The organism is Cryobacterium sp. TmT2-59, assembly GCF_004403545.1.
GTDB classification, from domain to species: Bacteria; Actinomycetota; Actinomycetes; order Actinomycetales; family Microbacteriaceae; genus Cryobacterium; species Cryobacterium shii.
The window spans coordinates 12693-37621 of sequence record NZ_SOGM01000081.1 but is presented as its reverse complement, the minus strand read 5'-3'; the positions used below and the strand labels follow the sequence as shown (position 1 = coordinate 37621).

At 69.3% G+C, this 24929-nt stretch carries 18 protein-coding genes and 1 tRNA gene; 9 read left to right on the top strand and 10 right to left on the bottom strand.

From position 1 onward, the window contains the following. Window positions 1-12: 12 nt before the first annotated feature. From E3T24_RS12605 to E3T24_RS12590, 4 genes are all read right to left on the bottom strand, one after another. The gene (locus tag E3T24_RS12605; protein ID WP_134434677.1) at window positions 13-1434 is read right to left on the bottom strand and encodes an aminotransferase class V-fold PLP-dependent enzyme; all 1422 of its coding nucleotides are present in this window, start codon (window positions 1432-1434) and stop codon (window positions 13-15) included. Window positions 1435-1443: 9 nt separating this feature from the next. After that, window positions 1444-3519: a heavy metal translocating P-type ATPase gene (locus E3T24_RS12600; RefSeq protein ID WP_134365191.1), complete on the bottom strand. Its 2076-nt coding sequence runs from the start codon at window positions 3517-3519 to the stop codon at window positions 1444-1446. Between the two features lie 56 nt (window positions 3520-3575). After that, window positions 3576-4610, bottom strand: coding sequence for an NYN domain-containing protein (locus E3T24_RS12595; RefSeq protein ID WP_134365190.1), 1035 nt, complete (start codon window positions 4608-4610; stop codon window positions 3576-3578). Between the two features lie 113 nt (window positions 4611-4723). Then, window positions 4724-5398: a BON domain-containing protein gene (locus E3T24_RS12590; RefSeq protein WP_134365189.1), complete on the bottom strand. Its 675-nt coding sequence runs from the start codon at window positions 5396-5398 to the stop codon at window positions 4724-4726. 87 nt (window positions 5399-5485) lie between these two features. Here E3T24_RS12590 and E3T24_RS12585 point away from each other — a divergent pair, with 87 nt between their 5' ends. Next, window positions 5486-6307 (top strand): pyruvate, water dikinase regulatory protein, encoded by an 822-nt coding sequence (locus E3T24_RS12585; protein ID WP_134365188.1) that lies wholly within the window; start codon window positions 5486-5488, stop codon window positions 6305-6307. A gap of 98 nt (window positions 6308-6405) precedes the next feature. Further along, window positions 6406-8802 (top strand): phosphoenolpyruvate synthase, encoded by a 2397-nt coding sequence (gene ppsA / locus E3T24_RS12580; RefSeq protein ID WP_134434676.1) that lies wholly within the window; start codon window positions 6406-6408, stop codon window positions 8800-8802. 62 nt (window positions 8803-8864) lie between these two features. Here ppsA and E3T24_RS12575 read toward each other — a convergent pair whose 3' ends face one another. Together E3T24_RS12575 and E3T24_RS12570 are read right to left on the bottom strand one after the other, a co-directional pair. Further along, window positions 8865-9587: an SOS response-associated peptidase family protein gene (locus tag E3T24_RS12575; protein ID WP_134404416.1), complete on the bottom strand. Its 723-nt coding sequence runs from the start codon at window positions 9585-9587 to the stop codon at window positions 8865-8867. An 85-nt stretch (window positions 9588-9672) separates the two neighbouring features. After that, a complete protein-coding gene (locus E3T24_RS12570; RefSeq protein ID WP_134402793.1) occupies window positions 9673-11115 on the bottom strand; it encodes an Ig-like domain-containing protein in 1443 nt (480 codons plus the stop codon). Window positions 11116-11357: 242 nt separating this feature from the next. Between E3T24_RS12570 and E3T24_RS12565 the strand changes: the two genes are divergently transcribed. Then, window positions 11358-12164: an HAD-IA family hydrolase gene (locus tag E3T24_RS12565; RefSeq protein ID WP_134365184.1), complete on the top strand. Its 807-nt coding sequence runs from the start codon at window positions 11358-11360 to the stop codon at window positions 12162-12164. Next, window positions 12161-14659, top strand: a complete 2499-nt coding sequence (locus E3T24_RS12560; protein WP_134365183.1) for a glycosyl hydrolase family 65 protein — start codon at window positions 12161-12163, stop codon at window positions 14657-14659. The genes E3T24_RS12565 and E3T24_RS12560 overlap by 4 nt, the downstream gene beginning before the upstream one ends. A 272-nt stretch (window positions 14660-14931) precedes the next feature. On the opposite strand, the gene E3T24_RS12555 is transcribed toward E3T24_RS12560, so the two are convergent. The 3 genes from E3T24_RS12555 to E3T24_RS12545 all read right to left on the bottom strand — a co-directional run bounded on the left by E3T24_RS12555 (window position 14932) and on the right by E3T24_RS12545 (window position 17970). Further along, the gene (locus tag E3T24_RS12555) at window positions 14932-15717 is read right to left on the bottom strand and encodes an SGNH/GDSL hydrolase family protein (protein WP_134365182.1); all 786 of its coding nucleotides are present in this window, start codon (window positions 15715-15717) and stop codon (window positions 14932-14934) included. Window positions 15718-15754: 37 nt separating this feature from the next. Beyond that, window positions 15755-16288, bottom strand: coding sequence for a hypothetical protein (locus E3T24_RS12550; protein WP_134404419.1), 534 nt, complete (start codon window positions 16286-16288; stop codon window positions 15755-15757). Window positions 16289-16494: 206 nt separating this feature from the next. After that, a complete protein-coding gene (locus E3T24_RS12545; protein ID WP_134365180.1) occupies window positions 16495-17970 on the bottom strand; it encodes a hydroxymethylglutaryl-CoA synthase in 1476 nt (491 codons plus the stop codon). Window positions 17971-18140: 170 nt separating this feature from the next. Here E3T24_RS12545 and mvaD point away from each other — a divergent pair, with 170 nt between their 5' ends. Genes mvaD through E3T24_RS12530 form a run of 3 tightly spaced genes read left to right on the top strand, consistent with a single transcriptional unit; the run spans window position 18141 to window position 22550 of the window. Further along, window positions 18141-19151: a diphosphomevalonate decarboxylase gene (gene mvaD, locus E3T24_RS12540; protein WP_198419679.1), complete on the top strand. Its 1011-nt coding sequence runs from the start codon at window positions 18141-18143 to the stop codon at window positions 19149-19151. A gap of 4 nt (window positions 19152-19155) precedes the next feature. Continuing rightward, a complete protein-coding gene (locus E3T24_RS12535) occupies window positions 19156-20196 on the top strand; it encodes a hypothetical protein (RefSeq protein WP_134434675.1) in 1041 nt (346 codons plus the stop codon). Then, window positions 20193-22550: a hydroxymethylglutaryl-CoA reductase, degradative gene (locus E3T24_RS12530; RefSeq protein ID WP_134402791.1), complete on the top strand. Its 2358-nt coding sequence runs from the start codon at window positions 20193-20195 to the stop codon at window positions 22548-22550. Before E3T24_RS12535 ends, E3T24_RS12530 begins: the two co-directional genes overlap by 4 nt. 710 nt (window positions 22551-23260) lie before the next feature. Here E3T24_RS12530 and E3T24_RS12525 read toward each other — a convergent pair. Continuing rightward, window positions 23261-23344 (bottom strand) — tRNA-Leu (locus tag E3T24_RS12525). Window positions 23345-23594: 250 nt separating this feature from the next. On the opposite strand from E3T24_RS12525, the gene E3T24_RS12520 reads away from it, so the two are divergent. Both E3T24_RS12520 and E3T24_RS12515 read left to right on the top strand, forming a co-directional pair. Further along, on the top strand, window positions 23595-24350 hold the full coding sequence (locus E3T24_RS12520; RefSeq protein ID WP_134365177.1) for a DUF3662 and FHA domain-containing protein: 756 nt from the start codon (window positions 23595-23597) through the stop codon (window positions 24348-24350). Then, on the top strand, window positions 24347-24928 hold the full coding sequence (locus E3T24_RS12515; RefSeq protein ID WP_134434674.1) for an FHA domain-containing protein: 582 nt from the start codon (window positions 24347-24349) through the stop codon (window positions 24926-24928). The genes E3T24_RS12520 and E3T24_RS12515 overlap by 4 nt, the downstream gene beginning before the upstream one ends. Window position 24929: the final 1 nt, after the last annotated feature.

Genomic DNA, 24929 nt, shown 5'->3' with positions numbered 1-24929 from the left:
CTGGACGGCCGCCTAATATTCTCGTTTTGGCATACGCTTTTCGGTGGGTAGGGAGACCGCGGCGCGGGCTCGCTCCACCGCCTCGACGGAGCGGGCGACGTCCTCCGCATCCGTCGACCAGTTGCTCACCGATACCCGCAGCACGTCTCTGTCGTGCCAGCGGGAGCCCGACATCCAGGTGACTCCCTCGGCGAGCAGCGCCTCGGTCACCCGGCGGGTGCTCTCGTCGTCACCGAAACTCACGCACACCTGGGTGAACACCACGTCGTTCAGCACCTCGGCGCCCGGGATGCGCCCCAACCCGTCGGCGATGGCCCCGGCCTGGTCGGCCAGGCGCTCCACCAGCGCCACGGTACCGGACCGGCCCAGCGATCTCAGGGCCGCCCAGACCGGCACGCCGCGGGCCCGACGCGAGAGCTCGGGCACCTTCTCGTGCGGATCGCCCGGGCCGCGCTCATCCGCGACCAGATAACTCGTGTGCACCCCGAACGTGGTCCTCAGATCGGCGGGGCGGGCCACGATGGCCATGCCGCAGTCGTAGGGCACGTTGAGGGTCTTGTGCGCGTCGGTGGCCCAGGAATCGGCGGTGTCGAGTCCGGCCAGCTGCTCCCGATAGCGCGGGCTGGCCGCGGCCCAGAGGCCGAACGCGCCGTCCACGTGCACCCAGGCTCCGTGCTGCCGGGCGAGGGCGGCGAGTTCGCCGACCGGGTCGAAGGCGCCGGAGTGCAGGTTGCCGGCCTGCAGGCAGACGATCACGGGCCCCGTGACCCCGGTGAGCGCGGCGGCCAGGGCGTCAGGACGCATCCGGCCCTGGTCGTCGGCCGGCACCACGATGGGCGCGCCGAGGCCCAGGTAGCGCAGGGCTTGGTCGATCACCGCGTACCGTTCCTCGCCCACGAAGACCTTCACGCGCGGCGATCCGGCCAGCCCGTTGACGGCGACATCCCAGCCGGCCCGGCCGAGCACGTGGTCCGGCCCAGCGGCCAGACCCGTGAAGTTGGCCATCGTGGCGCCCGTGGTGAAGCCCACGTCGGCCCCGGCGGGGAGCCCGAGCAGGTCGAGGATCCAGCCGCCCGCGGCCTCCTCGGCGGCCGCAGTGGCCGGCGTCGCGAACCGCATGCCCGCGTACTGGTCCCAGGCGCTGACGAGCCAGTCCGCGGCCAGGGCGGCCGGCAGCGTGCCGCCGATCACCCAGCCGAAGAACCGGCCGGACGGCATCGCCATCAGCCCGGGTTCGGCCAGGGCGGCCAGCTCGTCGACGACCTGGGCCGGGTCGGTCGGCTGATCCGGCAGGGGCGCAGCGAAGCCGGCGACGAGCGCGTCGGCATCCAGCCGGGGGCCGACGGGCCGGGTGGGAACGGAGGCGAGCCAATCCATCGCGTGCACCCGAGCCCGCTCCAGCGCTGCGCGGTAGTCCTCCGGGCGAGCAGTCATGGCGCGATTTTATCGCCGCGCACCGAGCGCGGAAAGGGTGCTGGTCTCCGGCCGCAGGTCGAGGCGGCGCAGCAGCTGCGCGTTCACGGCGACCACCACCGTCGACGCGGACATCAGCAGCGCCCCGACCTCCATCGGCAGCACGAAACCCACCGGGGCCAGCACCCCGGCGGCCAACGGCACGGCCAGCAGGTTGTAGCCGGCCGCCCACCACAGGTTCTGGCGCATCTTGCGGTAGCTCGCGCGGGACAACTCGATCACCGAGAGCACCGACCGGGGGTCGTCGCTGGCGAGGATCACGCCGGCCGAGGCGATGGCGACATCCGTGCCGGCTCCGATCGCGATGCCGACATCGGCCTGGGCCAGCGCCGGCGCGTCGTTGACGCCGTCCCCGACCATCGCGACCGTGCGGCCCTCCCCCTGCAGTTCGGCCACCTTCGCGGCCTTGTTCTCGGGCCGTACCCCCGCGAACACGCGGTCGATGCCCAGTTCGGTTGCGACCGACCGGGCCACCGGTTCGGCGTCGCCGGTGATCATCACCACCTCGATCCCCTCCGCGTGCAGCGCGTCCACGGCCTGCCGGGATTCCGCCCGCACCTCGTCGGCGAGCCCGATCGCGCCGACCACGTCACCGTCCCGGAGCACGTGCAGGACGATGGCGCCCTCCCCGGCCCATGCTTCCGTCTCCGGCAGCGGAGCCCGGTGGTGCCGCCGCAGCAGTCCGGGGCCGCCGACGCTCACCTGCCGCCCGTCGACGAACCCGGTCACCCCGACGGCCGCGGACGCCTGGAACCCGGTGGCCCGCGGCACTTCGAGCGCACGGGACCGGGCCGCGGCCACGATGGCGCGGGCAAGCGGATGCTCGCTGTCGGCTTCCACGGCGGCGGCGAGCGCGAGCGCATCCGTCGGCGACGCGTCGGCGGGGGCAGCGAGGCGAGTGAGAGTCGGCTCGCCCCGGGTCAGCGTGCCGGTCTTGTCGAACAGGACGGCGTCGACCAGGCGCATGCTCTCCAGGGCCAGCCGGTCCTTGACCAGCACGCCGCCCCTCGCGGCCCGCTCGGTCGCGATCGACACCACCAGCGGAATCGCAAGCCCGAGCGCGTGCGGGCAGGCGATCACCAGCACCGTCAGGCTGCGCACGATCGCGGTCTCGGGGGTGCCCACCAGGGTCCAGACGGCCGCGGTCAGCAGGCCGGTGCCCAGCGCGAACCAGAACAGCCACCCGGCGGCCCGGTCGGCGATCCGCTGCGCGCGCGAGGACGAGCCCTGGGCCTCCGCGACCAGGCGCCGGATGCCGGCCAGCGCCGTGTCCTCGCCCACCGCGGTGACCCGCACCCGCAGGGCCGAGTCGGTGGCGACGGTGCCGGCGACGACCTGCCCGCCCGGCCCGCGGCGAACGGGCCGCGACTCGCCCGTGATCATCGACTCGTCGACGTCGGCCGTGCCCTCCGTGACCTCGCCGTCGGCGGGCACGCGCCCGCCCGGCCGCACGATCACGAGGTCGCCCACGGAAAGCTCGGTCGGGGAGACCACGACCACTTCGTCGCCGACCACCCGCTCCGCCTGGTCGGGCAGCAGGGCGGCCAGGGACTCGAGGGCGGTGGAGGTCTGCGCGAGCGAACGCATCTCGATCCAGTGGCCGAGCAGCATGATCGTGATCAGCAGCGCCAGTTCCCACCAGAAGTCGAGTTCGGGGGCCAGGATACCGAGGCTCGCCCCCCACGATGCGGCGAACGCCACCGTGATCGCGAGCGCGATCAGCAGCATCATGCCCGGCGTGCGCGCCCGCAGCTCCGAGACGGCTCCGGTGAGGAACGGCCGGCCGCCCCAGACGTACATCACCGTGCCCAGCACCGGTGAGATCCATTCGATCCCCGGCAGGCCGGGCAGGCGGTAGCCCACGAGCATGGCGAACATGGGGCTGAACCAGACGACCGGAACGGTGAAGACCAGCATCACCCGGAACAGGCGGCGGAACCGGGCCACGTGGTCGCCGTGCCCCGCGTGCCCGGCGTGCCCGGAGTGCCCGGAGTGCCCGGGCGGGCCGGGGGCGGCATGGTCCATCTCAGCGTGGTCGTGCTCCATGCCGCCACGTTATGCCCCTTGGGGATGTCCTGCCAGAGCGCTGCCGCGGCCCGTCCTCAGCGTCCGGTGTTCGCCTCCGGACGCAGCCGGATCAGCCGCTGCGGCCCATCCTCGTCCAGTTCGGCCACGTCGCCGCGCGAGGAGAGGAAGTCGGTGAAGGAACGGAAGCCTAGCGGCTTCTCGTTGAATGAGGGGTCCATCCGGCGCATTTGGTTCTTCACCGATCCGGTGTTCAGCCACTCGTCGGCGTCGCCTTTCGCGTGACCGATCTGCAGGGCCCGCACGAGGAGCTTCGTCGCGATGGTCTGCGGGTCGGTGTCATCGGCCGGTTCGGGCTCGTCGTATTGCGAATCGTCGGTGTGCGAGAACATCGGGATCGTCGTCAACTGGCGCACCGGGATCGGGGTCGTCTGGGGCCCGGCCACCTCGGGTTCCGGCGCCGCCCTGCCCGACGGGGGCTTCTCCGCCGTCACCGGCGCGGTCACAGCGGCGGCCGCCGCGGTGGCGGTCACCTTCGCGATTCCCGGCAGGGAGTCATAGTCCTCGAATTCGTCACAGGCGGCCGCGAGCGAGGTGCTCGTCGACCCGGCGACTCCGATGCCGACGACGAAGCGGCCGAGCCTCTTCGACTTCTGGGCGAGGGCGATGTAATCGGAGTCCCCCGCGACGATGATGATGTGGGTGAGGTCGGGCAGCCGGAACAGGTCTTCGACCACGTCGACGGCGAGACGGATGTCCGCACCGTTCTTCGTTCCCCGCGTGGTCGTCGTGAACAGCTGGGTGAGGTCGACGGCTCGGGACATGAGCTGGCGTTGGTAGCTCGCGTTGACGGGCACCGACCAGTCGGCGTACGCCCGGTTGACGACCAGGGTTCCGAATGACGCGGCGAAGTCGATGATCGCGTTGAAGTCGACCGTCGCGGCGTTCAGCCGCGTGGTGACCAGGGGGTCGGAGGCAGCGCTCGATCTGTCGAAATTGCGGATGCCATCGCGCTGGAAGGCATTGCGGCCGTGCAGTTGCTGGTATCGAGAGATGACGATGTTGTCAAAGTCGATGTAGAGGCCGACGCGTGAATCGCTCGGTTCAGTCATGTGATGGGTTCCTTAGCTACCGGCGCACGAATCGGTCCGGGCCCGGCACTTCAGTCTGCTGCGACCGACGCGAGAACAGCAACTCTCCGTCCTGTGACTTCGCCGACGGATGCTCAGAAAGCGCGCACCGTGAGGTGGTTGTGCACCTCCGACACGTGCGGCGACCGCCAGGCGGCCTTGCCGGCCTGTTTCTTCTCCGCCCAGGACCGCACCGAGCCGGTGAGCGTCACCTCGCTGCCCTGGATGCCGACCGCGATGTTGTCGGCGTCGAGCTGGGCGCTGCGCAGGATGGCCTTGTGGATCAGTTCCTCCGTGTCGGTAGCCGACGGGCGCCTCGTCAGGCCGATCCGGCTGTCGACGAGGTGCACCCCCGAGATGCGCTCCACGGCTGCGCGGGCGGCTTCTCGTTGGTAGTTCCAGTCGACCGTGCCGGACAGCGTCACGATGTGGTCCCGCGCCTCGGCCTTCACCGCGTCCCGGGGGATGCCGGCCGCCCAGGAGAGCGCGTTCTGCACGGCACGGGCGATCTCGGTGTCGGTGTGCTCGGCGACCGCCGAGGAGCGCACCGTGAGGTCGTCGGCGACGGCGGTCACGCCGCGCACGCGCAGCGCCGCCTCGGTCGCGGCGATCCGCTCCGCGTGGTTGCTGACCTCTCCGGCCAGGGTCACGACCCCGTCGTTGACGGAGACGCCGATATGGGCCGGGTCGAGACCCGGCATCCAGTTCAGTTCGTCGCTGACCTCGGCCTGCACCTCGAGGTCGTTCGGTTCGTCCTCTGTTGTCGTCATGCGCCCAGCATGGGCCTGCGCGGCCCGGCCGTCTAGGGCCGGGGTGCCGAATCCGGCGAACGGGGCCGGCGGGTGGAGAATGCGACTATGACCAACGTCGATCCAGTCCCGGTTTTCTTCCTCTCGGACAGCACGGGCATCACAGCGGAAACGCTGGGGAACACCCTGCTGACCCAGTTCCCGGAGATCGACTTCGACCGCACCACCATCCCCTTCATCATGGACGTGGCCCAGGCACAGTCCGTGGTCGCCACCATCGACGGCGTGGCCGCGCACGGCGGCCACAAGCCGATCGTGTTCTCCACGGTCGTGACCAGCTCCATCCGTCATACCCTGGCCGAGTGCACCGGCACCCTGGTGGATCTGCTCGGCACCTATCTGGGCCAGCTGGAGCAGGCCCTGGCCACCCGGGCCAGCAACGAGCCGGGGCGGGCGCACGGACTCGGCAACGCCGCCCGCTACCAGTCACGTATGACCGCGGTGGAATATGCCATGGAACATGACGACGGCCAGAGCCTCCGCGCCCTGGAGAAGGCCCAGATCATCCTGGTGGCGCCCTCGCGGTGCGGCAAGACGCCCACCACGATGTACCTGGCCCTGCAGCACGGGATCTTCGCCGCGAACTTCCCTCTGGTCGACGAGGACTTCGAGCGCGAGGGTCTGCCCAAGCCCCTGCGCCCCTTCGTGGACAAGTGCTTCGGCCTCACCACCAACCCGTTGCGGCTCAGCCAGGTGCGCACACAGCGGCGGGAGGGGTCACCCTACGCGTCCCTGCGCCAGTGCGGGTTCGAACTGCGCAGCGCGGAGCGACTGTATGCCTCCCACGGCATTCCGTTCCTCAACTCGGCGAGCATGTCGGTGGAGGAGATGTCCGCCACAATCCTGCAGCAGATGAAACTCAAGCGCTGAGGCACCTGACACTATGGAAGCAGGGACTCGCCCACGACGACGAGCCACCTCACCTCGCGGCCGCACCCCTGGCCGCACACCTGCAAGGGAGCAGAAACATGACGACGGACATCCTCTGGTTTTCAGAAATCGGACTCACCGACCTGGATCGCGTGGGAGGCAAGAACGCCTCCCTGGGTGAGATGGTGCAGAACCTGACGTCCGCCGGGGTCAAGGTGCCAGACGGCTTCGCCACCACGGCCGACTCGTACCGCCGGTTCCTGGCCGATTCCGGCCTCGACCGGAGGATCATCGAGCGCCTGCGGGGCCTCGACATCGACGACGTCACCGAGCTGGCCGCCGCCGGCCAGGAGATTCGCACCCTGATGCGCGACACCCCCTTCCTGCCCGAGTTCGAGGCTCAGATCCGGGCCGCCTACGCGACCCTGGTCGGCAAGCACGAGGGCTCGGAGGAGCTGTCCTGGGCGGTTCGCTCCAGCGCCACGGCCGAGGACCTCCCCGATGCGTCCTTCGCCGGCCAGCAGGAGACGTTCCTGAATGTGCGCGGGATCGAGAACATCCTGCCGGCGATCAAGGATGTCTTCGCCTCGCTCTACAACGACCGTGCCATCGCCTACCGGGTGCACCACAACTTCGAGCACGCCGAGGTGGCCCTCTCCGCCGGGATCCAGCGCATGGTGCGCGCGGACATCGGATCCTCCGGTGTCATGTTCACCATGGACACCGAATCCGGGTTCCGGGACGCGGTCTTCATCACCTCCTCCTACGGACTCGGCGAGGCCGTCGTGCAGGGCGCCGTGAACCCGGACGAGTTCTACGTCTACAAGCCGGCCCTGCTGGCCGGACGGCCCTCCATCCTCAAGCGCACCCTCGGCGAGAAGGCGCTGCAGATGACGTTCACGCAGAACCGTGAAATCGGCCGCACCATCGACTTCGTGCCGGTGGAGGCCCGCCAGCGCAACCTGTTCAGCATCACCGACGCCGACGTGGAGGAGCTCGCCCGCCACGCGCTGGCGATCGAGGCGCACTACGGGCGATCGATGGACATCGAGTGGGGCAAAGACGGCCTCGACGGCGGCATCTACATCCTCCAGGCGCGCCCGGAGACGGTGCAGTCGCGGGCGTCCGCGGTCTCGATGAGCCGGTTCAAGATGCATGAGACCGGCAAGGTGCTCGTCGAGGGCCGCGCCATCGGCCAGCGGATCGGCGCCGGGCCGGTGCGCATCCTCTCGTCCATCGACCAGATGGCGAGTTTCACGACCGGGGATGTGCTCGTCGCGGACATGACCGACCCGGACTGGGAACCGATCATGAAGCGCGCCAGCGCCATCGTGACCAACCGCGGTGGCCGCACCTGCCACGCGGCGATCATCGCCCGCGAACTCGGCATCCCCGCGGTCGTCGGCACCGGTACGGCCACCGACGTCCTGTCCGACGGCCTCGAGGTGACGGTGTCCTGCGCCGAGGGCGAGAGCGGCCTGATCTACGAGGGCATCCTCGACTTCGGCATCGAGGAGACCGCGCTCACCCTGCTGCCGCCGGCGCCGGTCAAGGTGATGATGAACGTCGGCACGCCCGAGCAGGCGTTCACGTTCGCCCAGCTGCCCAACCACGGCGTCGGCCTGGCCCGGCTCGAGTTCATCATCAACCGCCAGATCGGGATCCACCCAAAGGCGCTGCTGAACCTCGCGGACCAGCCGGCCGACGTCGCCGCAGAGATCAACACCCGCATCGCCGCCTACGGCAGCCCGCGGGAGTTCTACATCAAGCGGCTGGCCGAGGGTGTCGCCACCATCGCGGCCGCGTTCGCGCCGGAAACCGTGATCGTGCGGATGAGCGACTTCAAGTCGAACGAGTACGCCAACCTGATCGGCGGCCCGGCCTACGAACCGCACGAGGAGAACCCGATGCTGGGCTTCCGCGGGGCGTCACGCTACCTGGAGCCGTCCTTCCGGGACTGCTTCGACCTCGAGTGCGAGGCGCTCTCGTTCGTGCGCAACGAGATGGGACTCACCAACGTCAAGCTGATGATCCCCTTCGTGCGCACCCTGGACGAGGCGCGCGGAGTGATCGACCTGCTGGCCGAGAACGGGTTCCGCCGGGGTGAGAACGGCCTCGAGATCATCATGATGTGCGAGCTGCCGGCCAATGCGCTGCTGGCCGACGAGTTCCTCGACCACTTCGACGGGTTCTCCATCGGCTCCAACGACATGACGCAGCTGACCCTCGGCCTGGACCGGGACTCCGCGATCGTGGCCGGCGGTTTCGACGAGCGTGACCCCGCCGTCAAGAAGCTGCTGAGCATGGCGATCGCGGCCTGCAAGGCCCGCGGCAAGTACGTAGGAATCTGCGGCCAGGGTCCGAGCGACCACCCCGACTTCGCCGAGTGGCTGGTCGAGGAGGGCATCGACTCCGTGTCCCTGAACCCGGACACCGTGGTCGACACCTGGCTGCGCCTGGCCGCCGCCGCGGCGGTCGAGGTCCCGGCGGTCTGACGCGAGGCGGGCCGACGCGGGGCGGTCCGGCTCGGCGCGGGCGTCAGAGGGGGCGGATCAGGTCAGGGCCGCCGTTCGGCACGCCCGCCTGGAGCTCGACCCGGTTCACCGATGTGGACACCGGGTAGCAGTCCAATTGGCCCGCGATGGCGGCCGAGTCGCTCTCGAGCATCCCCAGCAGCTCCTTCGCGCCGAGGCCGTCGCCCAGCCACGCGTCGTAGGAGCCTGCCCACAGGGCCGCCGGCATCCGGGCGAGGCTCGAGGCCCGGCGCGACGCGCGCGTCGCGGGTGATGATCGACATCGACAGCCGCCACCGGCGCGGATCCTTCTCGGCCAGGGACGGATCCGGCCAGGCGCACACGATTCCCGCCATCGCCAGCGGATGCTGCGGCTCCCGGATGAAGTACGGCTGCTTGCCCGATTCCTGTTGCTCCCACTCGTAGTAGCCGGTGGCGAAGACGATGCAGCGTGACTTCAGGAACGGATTCTTGAACAGGCCGAGCCGGTCGACAGACTCGATCCGCGCGTTGAAGACCGGCTTCCCGCCGCCGAAGGTCGGCGATCCGGGCGCGACCATGCCCCAGCGCACGTCCGCGACCTCTCGATCACCGTGACGTTCACGCATCACCGGCACCTCGTTCGTCGGCGCGATGTTGTAGTGCGGCTGTCGCTCTGCGAGCGTGGCCGGCTGCGCGCCGGGCTGCTTCGGGTCGAGCTGCTGCTCCGCAACCAGGAAGTCCAGCAGCTGGTACACCGTGCCATCCATCGCGAATCGACCGCACACCGCCGACCTCCGTCCTTTCGTCCCCTCCAGTAAACCCCTCCGCGCGAGCCTCTGCCGGAGTCCACGGGTCAGAAGCGACCGGGCCTCATCCAGTGCACCAGTCCGGCATGAAGCCGGACACGCTGCGCGTGCTGGTGCCGGTGGCCAGGTCGACGAATGTGGTGCTCATGCCGGAGAACGCGGGCACCTGCCGGTAGGCGTCGGCCCGTCCGCTGCCCGCAATCGTTTCGACCGCGAGGTACTGGCCGTTCGGGGAGGCGCAGACGTCGCGCACACGGGAGGACTCCGACGCGGGCGTGAAGACCACGTTCGAACCGTCATCGTCGGTGACGGCGATCAGGGAGATGAGGTCGTTGATTCCCGTGCTCTCCTGCAGGTACAGCCGCGCGTACCGCCCCTGCTCGTTCAGCAGGATGAGTTTGCCGGGGTACGCGGCCTCGTCGAGCGGGCTGGGCGCCAGCTCGAAGGGCGTCACCTCGCCGTCGGCGAGGTCGAGGGTCGAGCCCCGCTCGGGATCGGCCAGGATCAGCGCCCGGGAGCCGGGAACGAAGCCGCGCATCTCGGCGTGCACGCCCAGGGGCTCCAGCGCGCCGTCACCGAGCACGTCGACCAGGAACAGGCTGTGGCCGGAGTCGTGCACGACCAGCGAGGCGGTGTCCGGCACGAACGCCAGGTCCATCGCCTCCACCGCCGGCCCGTCGGCGCCGGCGACCTCCTCCGGGAGTCCGGACTCCGCGGTCAGGTCGTAGATGAAGGGCGTCTTCTGATGACGGCGCCCTTCTGCGGCCGGGCCGCTGGTGAAGGTGTAGGCGATGAGGTGCCTGGAGGGCGACGCCTGCAGGTTCTCGACCGTGCCAGCCGAGGGCAGGGGCAGCCGCACCGTCTCCCCGATCGTCTCGCCGCCCGCGAACGAGACCACCTCGATCGCGGCCGCGGCCGCGTCGTCCAGGGTGACGGCGGCGAGATGGGAGTCCAGCGCGACATACTGCTGGATGCGCGGGGCGCTGAACACGACCTCACCGTCGCCGCGGCCGCGCAGGGTGGTGCGCCGAACGGTGTCCGGCAGCTTCGCCCCGTCCTCCCCCACCCGGTCGTCGCGCTGCAGGGCGTAGAGGCCGGGATCGGGGGTCGTGAACCGGTAGTCCAGCGTGGCAGCGGCGTTCCGGGCCGACCCCGCGACATCCGTGACCGTGACGGTGTACTCGGTGTTGTAGCGAAGGATGCCGGTGAACCGCACCGTGAGTTCGGCGCCCGACACCGAGGTCGAGACCGCCGTCTTCGGGGTCACGGACACCTGGCCGGCCTCGATCTCGGCGAGCGGCTGGTTCGCCGTGAGGCTCAGCCGGGATCCGGCGTGCACGATGGACCGGTCGAGGTCGATCTCGGCGGAGGCGAGCCGGGGCGCCTGGGCGAAGTTCACCGCCGCACCGGCTGCCGCGAGGCCCGCCACCAGCACCACCAGCACCACGACGACGAGACCGAACGAGCGGGTGAAGCGCCGGTTCGCGCGCCGGTCGGAGCGGATCATTTGAGTAATCGTAGCGGGCCGATCGACGCCATCCTCGCCGGATAAGCCGGGCACTCAGGCCGGGGGCTTAGGATCGATGATGTATTCAGGCGCATGCTGCCCGCCAGCCGGCCGCATCGTCGTCAATTGCGTTCCCCCGCCATTGGCGCCCATGATGACGATCCACCCCGATCGAGATCGTGACCTACTGACCGATTCGATCACCCCCCCCCCACTTTGGCACCTACCCAGCAAGGCTCCCCATGACATCCACGCAATATTCTCTGTCGTGCGCCGAAACGCGCGACCGCCTCCTGACCCTGCGCGGCGTTCTGTTCGACCTCGACGGAGTGCTCACGCCCACCGCCGACGTTCACATGGCCGCGTGGTCGCGACTGTTCACCCCGTTCCTCGAGGAGCAGGGCGTGAGCCCCGCCTACAGCGACGCCGACTACTTCCGCTACATCGACGGCAAGCCCCGCTATGACGGCGTGCGCTCCCTGCTTTCCTCCCGCGGGATCACCCTGCCCGACGGGGATCCGACGGATGCCCCCGAACTGAACACCGTCTGCGGCCTCGGCAACCGCAAGAACGAGGCGTTCAGCGAGACGCTCGCCGAAGACGGAGTCACCCCGTACCCCGGATCGATCGAGTTCCTCGACTACGTCGTGTCCGCCGGCCTCGCCGTGGCCGTCGTCACCAGCTCCCGGAACGGGGAGAAGACCCTCGCCGCCGCCGGCATCCGGGGCCGCTTCGAGATCCTCGTCGACGGTCTGCTGTCCGCCGAACGCGGCCTCGCCGGCAAGCCGGCCCCGGACACCTACGAACTGGGCGCCAAGCTGCTCGGGCTCACCGCCGCCGAGTGCGTCGTGGTCGAGGATGCGCACTCCGGCATCCAGGCCGGCCGGGCCGGCAACTTCGGCCTGGTGCTCGGCGTCGACCGCGGCGTCGGGGCGCAGACCCTCCTGGAGGCCGGCGCCGACGTCGTCGTACCCGACCTCCACGACCTCCTGCCCGACGCTTCCCCCGTGCACTCGAACACGTCCCACCCCACGGAGGCCGGCGAATGAACCTGAACCCCGATCCCCTGGACCGCAACCGGTTCCCCGTCGACGAATGGGCCCTGGTGGAGAAGAATTTCTCCGGGTCCGACATGGGCCGCACCGAGACCCTCTTCGCCGTCGGCAACGGCTACCTCGGCCTGCGCGGCAACGTGGATGAGGGCCGCGACGCCCACGCCCACGGCACCTTCATCAACGGGTTCCACGAAACCTGGCCCATCCGCCACGCGGAGGAGGCGTTCGGCTTCGCCCGCGTCGGCCAGACCATCGTGAACGCACCGGATGCCAAGATCATCCGCATCTACGTCGACGACGAGCCGCTCGTGCTCACCAACGCCGACCTGCTCAGCTACGAGCGCCGCCTGGACTTCGCCGACGGCGTGCTCTCCCGCGAGCTGGAGTGGCGCACGCCCTCCGGCAAGCGCGTGTCGATCCGGTCCCGGCGCCTGGTCTCGTTCACGGAGCGCCACCTCGCGATCCTCGAATACGAGGTCACGATGCTCGACGCCGACGCATCCGTCGTCATCTCCAGCCAGATCCTGAACCGTCAGGACGGTGCCAGCGAGTACGACGCGTCGAAGCTGATCTCCGACAAGAAGTTCGACCCGCGCAAGGCGGAGTCCTTCACCGACCGGGTGCTCATGCCCCGGTTCAAGCGCGCGTCCGACGGCCGCTACGTCCTCGGCTTCCGCTGCACGAACTCGGGCATGACGATCGCCTGCGCCGCCGACCACGTGATCGAGACCGTGAACGAGTACGACGTGGACTCCCACATCGACGACGACCTCGCCAAGCACGTCTACCGGGTCAAGGCCAAGCAGGGCAAGACCATCCGCATCACCAAGACGCTCAGCTACCACACCTCCACCGGCGTGCCCACGCACGAGCTCGCCGACCGGTGCGACCGCACCCTCGACCGGGCCCGCGAAGAGGGCACCGCCGTGTTCCTCACCCAGCAGCGCGAGTGGCTCGCCGATTTCTGGGCGCGCACGGATGTCGTCGTGCACGGTCAGCCCGCGCTGCAGCAGGCCACCCGCTGGAACCTGTTCCAGCTGGCCCAGGCATCGATGCGCGCAGACGGCCAGGGCGTGTCCGCCAAGGGCGTCTCCGGCTCCGGCTACGGCGGGCACTACTTCTGGGACACCGAGGTCTATGTCGTGCCGTTCCTGACGTACACGTCGCCGAACGCCGCCCGCAGCGCGCTCCGGTTCCGCCACTCGATGCTTGACCACGCCCGGGCCCGCGCCACGGAGCTGAACCAGCTCGGCGCCTTGTTCCCGTGGCGCACGATCAACGGCCTCGAGTCCTCCGCGTACTACGCGGCCGGCACCGCGCAGTACCACATCGACGCCGACATCTCCTATGCGCTCAGCCAGTACGTGGCGGCCACCGGCGACGAGGACTTCCTCGCCCGCGAAGCCATCGACATCCTGGTGGAGACCGCGCGCATGTGGGCCGACCTCGGCTTCTGGCGCGGCAACGGCAAGGATGTCTTCCACATCCACGGCGTCACCGGGCCCGACGAGTACACGACCGTCGTCAACGACAACCTGTACACGAATATCATGGCGCGCTCGAACCTGCGCACCGCGGTGACGGCGGTGCGGCGGCTGCGCTACATCGATGTGGAGTCGTACAACTCCATGGTCGCCAGGCTCGGCCTGGACCTGGCCGAGGTCGCGGAATGGGCGTTCGCCGCCGAGGCGATGCACATCCCGTTCGACGAGACCCTCGGCATCCACCCGCAGGACGCCCAGTTCCTGGAGAAGGAACGCTGGGACCTCTCGAAGACCCCGGCGGCTCACCGGCCGCTGCTGCTGCACTATCACCCGCTGGTGATCTACCGCTTCCAGGTGCTCAAGCAGGCGGATGTCGTGCTCGCCCTGCTGCTGCAGGGTGACCAGTTCACGGCCGAGCAGAAACGCGCCGACTTCGACTACTACGACCCGATCACCACCGGCGACTCGACCCTCTCCGACGTCGTGCAGTCGATCATCGCAGCCGAGGTCGGCTACCACGAGCTCGCCCTGAAGTACTTCACCTCCGGGCTGTTCGTGGACCTGGCGGACCTGCACCACAACGCCGCGGACGGCGTGCACGTGGCCTCCGCCGGCGGAGTGTGGAGCGCGCTGGTCTACGGCTTCGGCGGGATGCGCGACCACAACGGCCGCATCACCCTCGACCCGCGGCTGCCCGTGGACTGGGAGGGGCTCAGCTTCCGGATCACGCTCAAGGGCACCCGGGTGCGCATCGACGTGCGCCAGACCGAGGTCGAGATCACCGTCGAAGACGGCGACGAGGCCAAGCTGGCCGTACGCGGCGTTCCCGTGCACGTTCGGGAGGGCCAGCCGGTCACGGTTCCGCTCGCGCACCAGGGCTCACGCGACCCGGGCCAGCCGGCAGCGGCGGCGATCGAGGGTGGCCGCCGTTCCGACGGCACCGTCATCACGTCCTCGATCCCGACGATCGCCCACGAGGCCGATTTCTTCGACGCGATCGACTAGCTCCCGGTCACCGCGGTTCGCCGCGACGAGGAACGGCCCCCGACGCACGTTGTCCGGGGCCGTTCTTCGTCCCCGGTTCTTCGTCCCCGCCCTGCCGCCCCAGGTCCCTCCACCCCCGGTCCCTCCGCCCCCGGTCCCTCCGCCCCGGGTCCCAACCAATTCGACGGAGATTTTGCTCTAAACGGCCAGTTTCAAGCGATACGGGTCAGTTTTCGTCAAAATCTCCGTCGAATTCGTTAGTGGGGCCCGACGGGTCAGGCGCGGCAGTCACGCTACAGGGCCGCCCGGATGGCGTCAGAGTAGGCCAGATAGCCGGCGGGGGTGGGGTGGAAGGCATCCGGGCCGGCCATTTGGATCCAGGGGTCCGTGCTCCCGATCCCGTGGCCGGAGAAGGCCTGGGCGACATCGACGTACTCGATGTCCGCGCCCGCGGCCTGGGCCTGGGCGACAGCGCCCTGAATGTTTTGGTTCAGCAGCAATGTTGCACCGTTGAGTTGGTTGATCAGCGGGTCTGTCGTGGATGGTTCGAACAGGTACGGGTAGCCGGTGACGATCGTGTGGGCCTTGGGTGCCGCCGCGTCGATCTGGGCGTAGGTGTCTGCCAGCGAAGCGGCGAGCGCACCCAGGAGGCTGCCGGCAGTGGTGATGGCATTCGAGCAGGTCATTGCGTCCGCCGAGACGCAGACGGCCGCGATCCCGGCGACGTTCAGGTCATTGCCGCCCACGGTCAGTGTCACCAGGGTGGTTCCCCGGTTCAGGGCGGAGAGCTGCGTGGCAGTGACGTCGGTGGTCTTCGCCGAGCTGCAGCTCACGTTGCGCAGCAGGTTGATGCCCTTGACCGCGTCCAGCAGCGCCGGGTAGCCGTTCGGGCTCTGCAGGCAGCCGTCCAGGTAGCCGCCGCCGCCTTGCCCGGCCGCGTAGGAGTCGCCGAGGGCGACGTATTTGCTGACCGGGGCCGTGGGCGCGGCAGTGGCCGGGAGGTCGCCGGCAGCACCCACGCCCGAAGCGGCGAGGACGACGGTGATCACGCTGGATAGGAGTCGGGTTCGTGGTTTCATGACCTGAACCTACTCGCAACGTGCACGGTCCGCAGGACTATCTTTGGCGCGGCCTCAGCGATTCCACTAGGGCGGCCCGCCGCTCGGCCATCGCGGTTTCCTGAGCCGCCCGACGCATCCGTTGCCTCTCCCGTTTAGCTCGGTAGAGTTCCCATCGGCCGCGGTCGATCGCACCGCGGATGTCCATGAGGATGCATTGCCGCCCCTCCCTGGGTACCAGCCCGCTGCGCATCACCGCCGTGGCCAGAATCTCGGCCAGGTCGAGCTGCACGCGCTGTTCCAGGTGATTCGGACGCAACCACGGCGAGGTGAGAAACAGGGGAAGCACGAAGAGCAGGTCCTCCGCGTGCATCGTCCTGGTGAAGGCCCCGTCCGGCTCGAACTGCCGCTCCGCGGCGAGCAACACCCGATCCGGCTCGACCAGGATCCTCTCGCCGTCGGTCTCTAGACATTCGCGCAGGAGTGACTCGACCAGGTCGATCCGTCGTCGTTTGACTCCCGTAGCGCGCTCACGCTCCGCGTGGATGACGTGACCGAGGATGTCGTCGATGGTGGGGACCGAGGGTGTCATGCGCCCAGTGTCACCAGAGCCTCTGACACTGCCCCCGCCGCATCCGGCCGCCGCCTGCCCGGCGTGCTCGCCCGGCGTGCAGAGTTCACCAATTCGACGGAGATTCTGCCCAAATCACTTCGTTTTGGCCGAAATACCGCTTTTTAGAGCAAGTTCTCCGTCGAATTGGTTCGGGCGCTCGGGGACTCTCGGGCAGCGGGGAGCTCTCAGGCAGTGGGTGGGACGTAGCGGTAGTACTCGATGCCCTGGTCGTAGAAGTCGGGCCCGTTGGACGTGCCGAGGTGGTCGACGACGAACACGTCGCTGGGTTCAGCGGCGACGAACTCACCCAGGCGTCCCTCGTGCAGGGCGATGTACTGCGCCTCGGTGAGGTCGATCGGGTCGTCCAGCGCGCTCTCGAAGTTGATCCGGGCCGCCGCATCCTGCCAGCCCGGCACGACCCGCATCGGCAGCGCCTCCGCGGCGTCACCGCTGCCGTAGCCCAGGGCCAGCCACTCCTGGCCGGAGAGCTCGAGGCCGTCGGCCAGGGCCTGCTGCAGGCCGGATGCGAGCCACGCCGGCAGAGCCGCCGTGTACAGGTTGCCCAGGTCGCGCATGGCTTCGGAGCCGAGGCCGAGCTTGTCGCGCACCAGGGTGCCCCAGAGTTCGGTGCTGCGCAGGTGCTGGCGCAGGCGGCGCGACAGCGGGAAGACGTCGCCGGTGATTTCGCCGATCTCCGCCCCGTTGCCGTGGAACGGGGAGGGGGCACACAGTTCGGCGAGCAGGAGCTCCGCGTCGATGCCGGCGTCGGCGCAGTGGGCGCGCAGCTGGTCCCGGCCCGATTCCTCGTCGGCCGCCAGCGCGAACAGGTAGGCCATCACCCAGCCGGTCGCGGGCATCTGGTGGTACGGGCGGTGCATGAACACGCGTTCGACCACGTCGAAGTAGTCGAGGGCACGCCCCGGGCGCTTGCGCAGCACGGCCGCCATGGCGTGATGGGTGGCATCGATGTAGCAGCTGGTCGAGTAGCGGCCGTTAAACACGGGAAGGTCCTGCATCTGCCCGTCGTCGCGGGGCGGCTGGCCCCGAAAACGTGCGAACGGCTTGCGGAAGTCCGCCACGCGGTAGTCGGAGTCGCTGCCGGACCCGGCCAGATTCACTTCCAGCAGGCGGGGAGCGGACTCCAGGAGCATGGCAACCGCGCCGGCGCCCTGGGTGGGCTCGCCGCTGCCGCCGCGGGCGTACTCTGCGATGTCGGCGGAGACGACGATCGCCTGGCGGTCCGCGCCATCCGTCGCCAGGTAGCGCAGCGCGGCCTTGACGCCGTAGACGCCGGCCAGGCACGCCTGCTTGAACTCGGGCACCTCGCAGTCCCGGGCCAGCTGCGGCAGGCCGTGGGCGCTGAGGGCATCGTTGACCATGCCCTTGACGATGACGGCCCCGGCCGAGTTGTCACTGCTGGATTCGGTGCCCAGCGCCAGGAAACCGACCTGGGTCGGGTCGATGTCGTAGTCCCGGATCAGTCGCCACACGGCGTTGGCGGCGAGCGTGTACACGCTTTGACCGGGGCCGCGCATGCGGAAACTGCGGCCGACGACGTTCTGCACCTTGTTCCAGGGTTGATCGTTCCACTCGCACCAGTCCTCCAACTGCACACGGTACGGCGGGACAAACAGAGAGAATCCACTAATTCCAGGCGTCAAGAGGTTCCACTTCGCGGCTCGCGTGCTCGTTCACCCACACCGGGCATAAAACGCACCCTTACATTATGAAGGGAGCGGTTTGAGATGTGCTGTGCGAATAGCGGCTGAACATCGATCTGCGGCCCCGGTCAGGCACGCTAAAATCGAGGGAATTCGATCGGAGCACCACTGTGGATCAACTCATCAATGGTGGCGCCACCGCCGCGGCCCGTGCGCACAGCAATATCGCGCTGGTCAAGTACTGGGGCAAGCGCGACGCCACCTTGAACACCCCCGCCGTCGGCTCGATCTCGGTCACCCTCGACGCCCTCTATACCGACACCCGGGTGACCTTCCGCAGCGATCTCACCGACGACGAGCTCTGGCTCGACGGATGCCGCAGCGACGCCACCCGCGTCCGTCGCGTGCTCGATCTGGTGCGCGGGTATGCCGCCAGCGCCGGTCACCCCGCCGGCGGACAGCACGCCGTCGTCTCCTCAACGAACAACTTCCCGACGGGAGCAGGCCTGGCCTCGTCGGCATCCGGGTTCGCCGCCCTCGTCGTGGCCGCCACGGGCGCCGCCGGCCTCGCCCTGCCCGCCCGGGAGCTGTCCATCCTCGCGCGCCACGGCTCCGGTTCGGCGGCCAGGTCGATCTTCGGCGGTTTCGCCGAGATGCACGCCGGCACCGCGTCCGACGGGTCGGACTCGTACGCCGAGGAGCTGCAGGGCCGGTCCGCCTGGCCGCTCGCGGTGGCCGTGGCCATCACCGAGCGCGGCGAGAAGTCGATCAACTCCACGATCGGCATGGTCGAGAGCGCGGCCACCTCGCCCTTCTATCCGGCCTGGCTCGACTCGGCCGACGGCGACCTCGCCGAGATGCGGGCCGCGATCGCCGCGCGCGACTTCACCCGGCTCGGGGAACTCACCGAGTACAACTGCCTCAAGCTGCACGCGCTGATGCTGTCGACCCGCCCCGCGCTGATCTACTGGAACGCCGCTACGGTGGCGGCCATGCATGCCGTGCGCGAACTGCGCTCCGGCGGCGTGCCCGCCTACTTCACCATCGACGCCGGGCCGCAGATCAAGGTGCTCTGCCTGCCCGGTGACGCCGAAGTGGTGCGGCAGGCGCTGGCGGCCGTCCCCGGGGTGCACGAGGTACGGATGAGCACGCTCGGCCCGGGCGCGTACCGGCTGGAGTGAGCTCGTGACGATCCGAACATCCGCGCCCGGCAAGCTTTTCCTGCTCGGCGAGTACGCCGTGCTCGAGGGTGCGCCGGCCCTGTTGACGGCCGTCGACCGACGCGTCCTGGTGTCGATCGACGACATCGACGACCTCAACGACCCGGCATCCGGCGCCTGGCAGCTGACCGCCGCCGGCCTCGGCATCGGCATCGAGAACCTAACCCTGAACACGGATGGCGCCCTGCCCGCGGGCCTCGATCCGCGGCTGCGCGCCCGGCTCACCCTGTTCGACGCCGTGCGCGAAACCGTCCTGGCCCGGGCGCCCCGGCCGGTCCGCCCGCTGCGGATCTCGATCGACAGCACCGCGTTCTCCCGGGGCGGCCACAAGCTCGGCCTGGGGTCGAGCGCCGCCGTGGCCGTCGCGCTGACCGCCGCCCTGGCCCGGTCCGCCGGGCTCGACCTCGGAAGCGAGGAGCTCTTCCGGCTCGCCCACGCGGCGCACCGGAGCGCGCAGAACGGCACCGGCAGCGGCGGCGACGTCGCCGCGAGCGTCTACGGCGGACTGATCGGCTACACCCCGGGCGCCGACCCCGTGCGGCTGCGCTGGCCGGCGGGACTGAGCCTGATGGCCGTCGTCACCGGCGAGGGGTCCCTGACCACCCGGCTGGTCGGCCGCGTCGCCGAGTACGCCGCCACGGATGCCGCGGGGTACGCAGCAGACCTGTCCCGTCTGGCGGGCCTGGCCGCACGAGCGGAGACGGCCCTGGCCGATCCCGCCGGTTTCCTCGGCCTGGCCGCCGACTATTTCGCGGCACTCGCCCTGCTCGACGCCCACGCCGGGGCGGGCATCGTGACGGAGCGCCACCTCGAGCTGCAGGCCTTCGCGCACCGGGAGGGCGGCGTCTTCAAGACCTCGGGAGCCGGCGGCGGTGACGTCGGCCTGGCATTCAGCCTCAGCGGCGAACCCACCGAACGTCTCTCCGCGGCACTCGAAGCCGCCGGTGCCACGGTCGTCCCTCTCGGTTTCTCCGCCCCCGGTCTGCAGGAAGGTTCCCTCGAATGAGCGACTCGCGCATCCCTAAGTTCTATCGTTTATCCGTCCCCGAACGCCTGCAGGTGCTCCACGACCGCGGTGTCCTCAGCGACGCCGATCACGCCGCGCTCCGAGACGGCGACTCCTCCCTCGACGTGGAGACCGCCGACCGTCTGATCGAGAACGTGATCGGAGTGTTCTCCCTGCCGATGGGACTCGGCTTGAACTTCCGCGTCAACGAGCGCGACTACCTGGTGCCGATGGTGGTCGAGGAACCGTCCATCGTCGCCGCGGTGAGTTCCACGGCCCTGCTGGTGCGCCAGGCCGGCGGGTTCACCAGCGTCGCGGACGAGTCGCTGCTGATCGGTCAGATCCAGGTCGTCGACGTCGACGATCCCGAGGGCGCCCGCCTGGCCGTACTCGCCCGCAGCCGGGAGATCATCGCCCTGGCCGACAGCGGGCATCCGAACATGGCGGCCCGCGGCGGCGGCGCGCGCGGCGTCGAGGTGTTCCTGCGCGGGGAGACCGCGCAGAACGGCGAGCTGCTGGTCGTGCATCTCAGCGTGGACACCCGGGATGCGATGGGCGCGAACCTCGTCAACTCGATGTGCGAGGCGCTCGCGCCGTTGATCGAGGAGATCACCGGCGGGCGCGTCTTCCTGCGCATTCTCTCCAACCTCACGGATCGCGCCCTGGTGCGTGCGCGGGCCGTGATTCCGCACGCGCTGCTGGCGACCGGGGAATTCATCGGCGAGCAGGTGCGCGACGGCATCGTTCTGGCGAATGAATTCGCCGCGATGGACCCGTACCGGGCGACCACGCACAACAAGGGCATCATGAACGGGGTCGACGCCGTCGCCCTCGCCACGGGCAACGACTGGCGGGCGATCGAGGCTGCCGCGCACGCGTATGCCGCGCGGGGCATGCGCTACGCGCCGCTGACCGACTGGAGCGTCAACGAGCACGGCGAGCTGGTCGGCGAGCTGACCATGCCCCTGAAGGTGGGAACGGTCGGCGGCCAGGTCGAGTCGAACCCCGCGGTGCGGCTCGCGCGCACCATCCTCGGCGTGTCCTCCGCCCGGGAACTGGCCGAGGTGATGGCGGCCGTCGGCCTGGCGCAGAACCTGGCTGCGCTCAAGGCGCTGTCCACCAGAGGCATCCAGCACGGCCACATGCGGCTGCACGCGCGGGCCGTGGCGGCCGCGGCCGGCGCCCAGGGAGCCAGGTTCGACGAGGTGGTCGAGAAACTCATCGCCGACGGCGAGATCAAGGTCTGGAAGGCCCGGCAGATCATGCAGGCCCTCGACGGCGCCGCGGCTTCCGCCGTGGCCGAGAATGCCGCCGCGACCGAGGGCACCTCCGAAGCCGAGACTCCCGCCGCCGTGACGGCGCCGCGCCCCGCGGCATCCGTCCTCGTCGCGGCGCAACCTCCGGTCGCCCCCGGCGCCCCGGGACCCGATGCCCACGTCGGGTACGGCAAGATCATCCTGCTGGGCGAACATTCCGTGGTCTACGGCCACCATGCCATCGCGGCGCCGATCGGCCTGTCCGTGCGGGCCGAGGCCACCCGGACGACGTCGTCGGCTGAGCCGGTGATCGCTGACTGGAGCGTGGACGGGTCCTTACGCGAACCGATCCGGGAGGATATCTCGCACCGGGTCGCTGCCCTGATCACCGGGCGCCTCGGCGTGCCCGCCGCGGGCCTCCGCGTCGAGGTCTTCTCCGACCTGCCGCGGGCGAGCGGCCTGGGAGCGTCCGCCGCCTTCGCCGTGGCCGTCATCCGCGCGGTGGCCAGCCGCTTCGACCTGCGGCTCAGCGACGCCGAGGTGTCGAACCTGGCCTTCGAGTGCGAGCGGATCGTGCACGGCACCCCGTCGGGCATCGACAACACCGTCGCCACCTTCGGCCGCCCGGTCCTGTTCCGAAAGACGGATGCCGCCGGCGGGCACGAGATCCACGATATCGTCACGCCCTATCCGATCCCGGTCGTGATCGGGCTGTCCGGGGTGCACGCCCTCACCTCGCAGACCGTCAGCCTGGTGCGCACCGCCTGGCAGAAGAACCCGGCACGCTACGACTCGATCTTCGCCCAGATCGACGCATTGGTCCTGGCCGGGGTGGACGCGCTGCGGCATGGAGACATCGCCGAACTGGGCGAGTTGATGAACATCAACCAGGGTCTATTGAACGCCCTGCAGGTGTCGAGCCCGGAGATCGAGCAGCTCGTGGCCATCGCCCGCCGCGCCGGAGCCCTCGGGGCGAAACTGACCGGCGGCGGGGGTGGCGGCGCCATGATCGCCATCGCCGAACCCGGCGGCACGGAACCGATCATTGCCGCCATGCGCCGCGCCGGGTTCGCCACTTACCTGACGGAGCTCCGTTGACGGCGAGCGACGCGCCGCAATCCGAACCTTAATTCGATTTTTCGGATTCATCTCCTCGCCCTTCGGTGTTCACTCCACCGGCCTGTAAATGCCACTTTTCACAGCGTGGGTGCGGAGTTATCCACAAGTGGAATCCCAGTCAGGACAACACACAGACGGCTGTTTTCACATTTTCTACACAGAGTTGTCCACAGGCCTGTGGAGAGAATCATCTTCTACTCTTTGGGTGCTCGATCTGTCTGACGGGCGCAGCCGGTCCCTTCATCCGAACAGGCACCGCGTAAGCCCGTCGTACCCCCGACTCAGCCGCCTTCTTCTTCCTCCTCGTCTCCTTCCTTTTCTTCGCCGAGCCGTGAGTATCGCCCCCTTTTCGCGCCGGCGGAGGGGCGGTACTCACGGCTCGGCGAAGTTGCGGGCGCCGCGTTATCGCCGCCGCACGCCACCCTGGTGGTCCCACGGGCAACACCAGTCTCAAGTGCCACGGGCGGCGCGGGACGAGCCCGGGCCATCCGCGGCCACGACTCCTCACCTGGAAGCAGGGCGCCGGCAACGGCCTCGACCTGATCACCCGCGTCACCGGCGCCCCGGCCGCGACGTCGGCACCGGCCGTCGCACACCACCTGATTGAGCGCCACGGACTCCAGAAACGACGAAAGGCCCCCGATTGCTCGGGGGCCTTTCTTGTCCGACCGGGGTCTTTCAACCCTGTGTGCGCGAGGGGGGACTTGAACCCCCACGTCCTTTCGAACACTGGCACCTGAAGCCAGCGCGTCTGCCAATTCCGCCACTCGCGCGAACTTTTGAAGATTAGCATTTCCGGGACCACTTTGCCATTCGAGAGCCGTGAGCCGTGAAACCGGTCCGGAAACGGAGACGATGAAGCCGAGATGGCACCACTTCCGGAGGGGAGCGATCAGGCCGAGATAAGGCGAGACAGGATCGCTCCCGTAGGATGACAACTCCTGCCGTCAGTTGCCGGGCAGGTGAGTTAACACTTGAGACAAGTAACATGCTCATAGCCGAAAGGATCGGATCGGGAGACCTGTGGGCATTCTGGATAGTTTTGAAAAGGGTCTTGAGCGCGCCGTCAACGGTGCTTTCGCCAAGACCTTCAAGTCGGGCCTGCAGCCGGTGGAAATCACCTCGGCGCTGCGCCGCGAACTCGACACGAAGGCCGCTGTCGTGTCCCGCGACCGCATCCTCGCGCCCAATCGCTTCACGGTCCGCATGAGCCACGCCGACTTCCAGCGCATGTCCGCCCTCGGCCAGACGCTCATCGACGAACTCACCGGCCTGGTGCAGCAGCACGGCCGTGAGCAGCGCTACCAGTTCGCCGGCGGCGTCTCGATCAGCCTGTCCGACGACCGCGGCCTCAGCGAGGGCATGGTGCAGATCGACTCCAGCACGGTCAAGGGCGGCGTGGCCTGGATCCCGGTGGTCGAGGTCAACGGCAAGCGCTACCCCCTGACCCAATCCCACACGGTGATCGGTCGCGGCAGTGACGCCGACATCACGGTCGACGACTCGGGCACCTCCCGCCGCCACGTCGAGATCCTCTGGGACGGCACCCGTGCACAGGTGCGCGACCTCGGTTCCACCAACGGGTCCCAGCTCAACGGGTCGCCCGTCTCGCAGGCCATCCTCGAACCCGACTCCGTCGTCACGATCGGGCGAACCCGCATCATCTTCCGGGTGATCGCCCAGGCCTCGGCCGGCGAACCCGTCAGCGAGCGTCGCAGTGATGCCGCCCGCGACCGCGACCGCCATGACATGGGCGGATTCTGGGGGCCCTCCGCATGAGCGTCAGTGAACTCACCCTGCTCGTGCTGCGCCTCGGCTTCCTGCTGTTGCTGTGGCTCTTCATCTTCGGCATCGTCTACGCCCTGCGCAGCGACCTGTTCGGCCAGCGGGCCCGCAAGATGCAGCCGGATGCCGCGACCGCCCCGCCCGCCCCGTTCCCGAGTGCCGCGCCCGTCTCCCTCACCCAGCCCCCCGTCCCGGCAGCCTCGGCCTCGGCGATGACGGAGCAGTTCACGGCCCGGCCGAGCCCGGCCGCCGGCGGCGCTCCGGAGAACGCGAACGCCAGGAACGCGACCCGCCTGGTGATCACGTCAGGCCCGAAGGCCGGCACCGAGTTCCCGTTGACCGGTGAATCGATCACCATCGGCCGGTCGGGCGACTCCAGCCTCGTCATCCGTGACGACTACACGTCCACCCATCACGCTCGCCTGATGCTCTGGCATGACGAGTGGATGATCCAGGACCTCGACTCCACCAACGGAACCTTCCTCGCTGGCAATCGCCTCGCGGTGCCGACCCCCGTGCCACTGAACACCCCCGTCAAAATCGGCGCGACCAGCTTCGAGCTCCGGCGGTAGC